Raw genomic sequence first — 5,505 nt, 5'->3', positions numbered from 1 at the left:
AAACGGGCTAGCGAGACCCCGCAAGGAGCTTTAGCGAATGAGGAGGCTCGATAGTTCGTCCGGGGAAAGCAACCCGTTCCACAGCCCGCCGCTCTCCACAAAAGCAACGGAACCATACGCACTTTATCTCGAATCCAAATCTTCCACAAACGGGGGCTTTAGTTGAACAACATTTATTCATATGTGACTATTATCCAACAATAAGAGCAATTGACTTTACAACATAGGTTTGATCAAAGTACTATTAGACCATATCTTACAGTCATAGGAGAAAAGTTTATGCTTGATTTTAATTTGGGGCCTTTTCTCATTCAAGGTTCATACATCATCCTATCCATTAGTCTTATCTTGTCCGTTCTAATGACATACAGCCTCTTAACCCATTACAAAATAAATCATAAGAAAATGATTTTAAATGAATGGGTTCAATCCGTTCTCATGATCATTATTATTTGGAAGTTCAGTTACATACTGACTCATCCTATTGAGGGTATCCAAGATCCGCTGCGCCTGATTTATTTTGATGGAGGAGCTGTAGGGTGGATTGTAGGAGTGGTTGTTGCGTTTATTCTTTATAAAAAAGCTCTTACCAAACAAAGCATTCCATCTGAGTGTATTCAAAATACGTTTATATTTTCAGGTTTAGTTTTATATGGAGCATATCAAGTACTGTACACATGGATCTATTCTCTATACTGGGTAGAAATAGGGGGTGGACTTTATTTTGTAACATTAGCTATATTCTTTTTCTTTTCAAACAGGCTAAAAAGTTACAAAAGTTCAATTCGTATTGGTCAGTGGGTTGTTGCTGGGTGGATTGGACATGATATCATAAATGGGAGCATACATATGAATGATTGGACACTTTGGGGAGCTTTTCTAATAGGACTCTTTTTATTGATCCTTGATTTTCGTCTAGACAAAGGAAGTGAAAATAATGCTTAAACGAGTTGCAGCAGCTACCGTACTGCTTGTGCTTTTTGGAATAACTGTTTATACAGTATTAGAGAATCAAAAAGATTCCAATAGTGCTTCATCCAATGAAAATCAAAACATATCCTCTTCAGAAGGAACGGGTATGACACCTCCAAATGCACCAGAAGGCTTAAAAGTTGGAGAAGCTATGCCAGATGTTGAACTAAAAACATTGGATGGAGAAACTGTTCAATTATCTGATTTCAAAGGTGAAAAAATATTTTTAAACTTCTGGGCTACATGGTGCCCACCTTGTCGAGTTGAAATGCCTGAAATGCAGGAGTTTCACGAAAAGTATGGAGATGATGTCAAAATTATTGCCATAAATGCGACTGGTACCGAAAAGGGAGTAGAAAAAGTAAAACAATTTGTAGAAGAGAATGGCTACACATTTACGATTTTGTTAGACCCAAAGCTTAAAGCTAATACACAATTTCGTGCTACAGCATTACCAACAACTTATTTCATTGGCTCTAATGGTTTGATTCAAGCTCCTCGTAAGGTAGGTCCAATGACAAAATCCTTTATGGAAAAGAAAAAGGACGAATTAAAATAATCATGTATATATTCTGACAATTACGTTAATCCTTATTCCAAAAAGAATAAGGAGCTGATTTCCTTTGGTACGTAAGCGCAAACCAACATTTGAAGAGCTTATTCAAATGAATCGAAAACAAATTGTCGAAGATAAAAAGCAAATGAGTAAAATTGAAGAAAAAATAGAAAAACGTATGAATGATTCCTTAAACAGATAGTCGACTCGGCTATCTGTTTTTGTATATTTAAACCGATTCAGCATCAAAATAAACATGTACTCCTTAAATGAGAAAGGAGGGCATCGTGATGAGCAATCCGAAACGCGATCCGTCACAATTCGTACCGAACCATAAAGGCACACAGCCACGTAACATTCATTCAAATAAAGGCTCAAAAATGGAGATGGATTCTCCTGTAAAGCCGAAAGTCATTAAAACTAAAGGGAAGAAATAGGAGGAATTCATTCATGAGTCAACGTAAACAAAACCAACAATATGCAAACCCAGACGATCGTAGTGATAACGTTGAAAAGCTTCAAGAAATGGTTCAAAACACCATTCAAAATTTAGAGGCTGCACACGATACAATGCAGTTTTCTGAAGGGGAAGCTAAACAACAGATTATCGACAAAAACAAAAGACGTGAGGAATCCATTAACGCTATGCGTAACGAAATTAAGGATGAAGCACGCCATCAGCAAGATCAAAGAAAATAGTATGACTCAGAGCCCTGTCTAGTGACAGGGCTCTTTTATGCATAATCATCAACTTTCTTAAGCACCTATGATACAATGGGTTATTGGATTATGTATGGAAGGATGATGACATGAATATCGATCAACAAACTATAGACAATTTACAAGCTTGGAATGATTTATCCCATCAACCTCCATTAGATGAAACGGTAGCACTTCGCTATGCAGATGCTTTTGAAAATAATCAAATCAACTTAAGTGAAGAAACTGTAAGTAAGATCTATTCAATGATTGCTTTTCATCGTATGAAACGAACTACACTTCACGAAGATGCGATTGCAAAAGAATTTGTTCAAAAGGCTAGAGATGTAAATCCTTCCGATGCCATTATTGATCAATTATTTGAGCTTGTTGAAGTACAAGAACATATAAAATTGCTAAAAGATGAAGATTTTCGTGACTTATTTATACACGAAACGGACCATCAATCCGTAAAGCGGAAAAAACTTCAATTAATCCATGAAAAAGTAGAGAAGCTTGAAGAAGAATGGTCTACTGGCGGATACTCTCTATACCGTTCCAATAGTGATTCGCAAATTCAGGTTCTCTTAAAAAATGGACAAGAAGCATTTGATGAATTGCTAAAAGAGTTAGAACCATTTTTAGCAAACCAAATGAATGGTGTGAATCATGTTTCAGCTACAACGATAAATCAATGGTTACGTAAGCTTGATTCCCTATCTCATAACTTGGAAAGTGAATTACCTGAAGGCTTACAAGATCAAACTGAAAAAAACCCTTTAAGCCAATTAGATGATATGGTTGGGTTAGATGAAATTAAATCATACATCCATAGGTATTATCACTATTTAAAATATCAACAGCAACGAAAAAACATTGGGTTTCATATGAATGACGAACCCGAACTCCATATGATCATTACGGGTAACCCTGGTACTGGTAAAACAACATTGGCTCGTTTGTTAGCAAATATCTACTATGATCTTGGACTCCTTGATACAAAAGAAGTTATTGAAGTTAATCGATCACATTTAGTGGGATCCTATGTTGGACAAACGGAAGAAAACACGATGAATTACGTCCAACAAGCGATCGGTGGTATATTATTTATAGATGAGGCCTATAGCTTAAAAAGAGAAGGACAGTCCGGTAATGATTATGGCCAGGCAGCCATTGATACGCTTGTTTCTGCTATGACGAGTAAAGAGTATGGAGATAAATTTGCTGTTATATTGGCTGGTTATCCAGAAGAAATGCGCCAGTTTCTTTGGGCCAACCCTGGACTTCGAAGTCGTTTTCCAGAACAAAATCATATGACTCTTCCGAATTATAATTTAGATGAATTAGTTTATATCGGAGAAACGACTGCATTAGAAAATGATTATTTCTTAACTGAGCAAAGCCTTACAAACCTTGAAACAGCTATCGAAAAACAGCAAGTAGATGATACGTTTGGTAATGCCCGAACGGTAAGAAACATTATCTTACAAACAATTTTTCAAAAAGGGGCAACTGAATCAGGGGATCCCACTGAAACAGGATTATTGGATTTCATGCGTATTGAAGGGGATGATTTTGATCCTTTATTTGATCAGGAGAAACAAGAAGAGTCCCCTATTCATAAACTAGAACGTTTAATTGGATTGCAGCCCGTGAAGGATGAAGTCAAAAAACTTTCTTCTTTTGTACGCTTGCAGCAAAGAAGAAAGGAAGAAGGTTTACCTTCTGTTCCTATTCAACTTCACGCAGTTTTTTCAGGAAATCCTGGTACTGGAAAAACTACTGTAGCTCACATCTATGCTCAAATCCTTAGAAATTGTGGTTTACTAAAGCGTGGACATGTTGTTGTAGCCTCTCGTAGTGATTTAGTTGCTGGTTATGTAGGGCAAACTTCTATGAAAACGAAGAAAAAAATACGTGAAGCCCTTGGTGGTGTTCTCTTTATTGATGAAGCTTATGCTCTATTTAAATCAGGTTCTAACGATTTTGGAAAAGAAGCGATTGATACACTAGTAGATGAAATGACCAAGCATAATGAAAACTTAGTTGTGATATTGGCAGGGTACAAACAAGAGATGAAAGCGTTGATTCAGTCAAACCCGGGACTGTCTTCGCGATTCAAGAAATTTTTCCACTTCCCAGATTACACAGCAGATGAATTGGTGGATATCACGCTTTATCAGGCCAAACAATATCAGTATGAATTAAACGATGAAGCTATTTCGTTTTTAACTGAACAATATAAACAACATTCTGTAGAAGGCAACGGTCGTTTTGTCAAAAACCTCGTCGATGAAGCCATTCAATACCAGGCGCTTCGCATCGATGAGGCTGACCAAATTGACGCATTCCACATCTTAAATAAAGATGATGTACAGAATGCTTGGAATGCTGTAAAGGGGAGAGAAATATGATGATTACAACATCAGAAGTAAAAGTGCGATACGCTGAAACAGATCAAATGGGAGTGGTTTACCATGCAAATTATTTTGTGTGGTTTGAAATTGGACGAACTGAATTCATCGAAGACTTAGGTTTTCGTTATCATGAAATGGAGGAGAGAGGTGTATTATCCCCTCTTGTCGATGCTGATATACAATTCAAGAAACCATTACGATACGGCCAAACGGCAACGGTAAAAACTTGGTTAAAAGAGTATGATGGTTTGAAAGTAACCTATGGGTATGAAATCTTAACTCCAGAAGGAGAAACAGCTGTAACTGGAAGTACAAAGCACGTTTGTGTCAAAAAGGAATCATTCAAGCCTATATCCATTCGTAAGGCTTTTCCGGATTGGCATGAGGCATATTTAAAAGCTAAAGGAGACGAGTAGTGTGGCCTTTGGATTGAAACGTGAGGAATTAAAAAGGTGGAAAAGTGATGTGAAAAACGGAAACATTGCTTTTATCACACACTTTTGGATTGACGAGCGTTTTCCAGATGCTAAGACCGTTACCAAGGTCGGCTGCGCCGATCGAGACAAGTTAATTGAATGGGGAAAGCAATATGGTTTGAAGCCTGAGTGGATTCATCAGGACCCGGAATATCCTCATTTTGATTTACTAGGAGAAAGGCAGCGGACGATCTTAAAAGCAGAAGGAAAAACAGAACAACTAACAAAATTCGACCTTAATTAAGCCCGCTCATTTTAATGAGCGGGTTTAAAGTATCTTATTCCGTTAAATGGCAGTTATGTTGAAGACTTGAAACTGAGAGGAGTCCGTTGCTGTTGTGTGATTTGTTCCGGTCAGTGAAACGGCAAGCCTGTTGTGGAAGAA

General features: G+C 37.4%; 8 protein-coding genes. All 8 read left to right on the top strand.

The window, feature by feature from the left end; all coding sequences use genetic code 11:
• Positions 1–279 precede the first annotated feature (279 nt).
• The 8 genes from H514_RS0115205 (at position 280) to H514_RS0115170 (ending at position 5,364) form a co-directional block, all read left to right on the top strand.
• On the top strand, positions 280–945 hold the full coding sequence (locus H514_RS0115205; RefSeq protein ID WP_027447729.1) for a hypothetical protein: 666 nt from the start codon (positions 280–282) through the stop codon (positions 943–945).
• A complete protein-coding gene (locus H514_RS0115200; RefSeq protein WP_027447728.1) occupies positions 938–1,531 on the top strand; it encodes a TlpA family protein disulfide reductase in 594 nt (197 codons plus the stop codon). The genes H514_RS0115205 and H514_RS0115200 overlap by 8 nt, the downstream gene beginning before the upstream one ends.
• 64 nt (positions 1,532–1,595) lie before the next feature.
• A complete protein-coding gene (locus H514_RS24410; protein ID WP_081673048.1) occupies positions 1,596–1,730 on the top strand; it encodes an FbpB family small basic protein in 135 nt (44 codons plus the stop codon).
• A gap of 88 nt (positions 1,731–1,818) precedes the next feature.
• Positions 1,819–1,965 (top strand): small acid-soluble spore protein N, encoded by a 147-nt coding sequence (sspN, locus tag H514_RS24405; protein ID WP_081673047.1) that lies wholly within the window; start codon positions 1,819–1,821, stop codon positions 1,963–1,965.
• A gap of 13 nt (positions 1,966–1,978) precedes the next feature.
• On the top strand, positions 1,979–2,227 hold the full coding sequence (gene tlp, locus H514_RS0115185) for a small acid-soluble spore protein Tlp (protein ID WP_027447727.1): 249 nt from the start codon (positions 1,979–1,981) through the stop codon (positions 2,225–2,227).
• A gap of 110 nt (positions 2,228–2,337) precedes the next feature.
• On the top strand, positions 2,338–4,641 hold the full coding sequence (locus H514_RS23205) for an AAA family ATPase (protein ID WP_036843870.1): 2,304 nt from the start codon (positions 2,338–2,340) through the stop codon (positions 4,639–4,641).
• Positions 4,638–5,060 (top strand): acyl-CoA thioesterase, encoded by a 423-nt coding sequence (locus tag H514_RS0115175; RefSeq protein WP_027447726.1) that lies wholly within the window; start codon positions 4,638–4,640, stop codon positions 5,058–5,060. The genes H514_RS23205 and H514_RS0115175 overlap by 4 nt, the downstream gene beginning before the upstream one ends.
• A 1-nt stretch (position 5,061) precedes the next feature.
• Positions 5,062–5,364 (top strand): hypothetical protein, encoded by a 303-nt coding sequence (locus H514_RS0115170; RefSeq protein WP_027447725.1) that lies wholly within the window; start codon positions 5,062–5,064, stop codon positions 5,362–5,364.
• Positions 5,365–5,505: the final 141 nt, after the last annotated feature.

Source organism: Pontibacillus marinus BH030004 = DSM 16465, from assembly GCF_000425225.1.
Taxonomy (GTDB): Bacteria; Bacillota; Bacilli; order Bacillales; family BH030062; genus Pontibacillus; species Pontibacillus marinus.
This window is presented reverse-complemented; position numbering and strand designations above follow the sequence as displayed.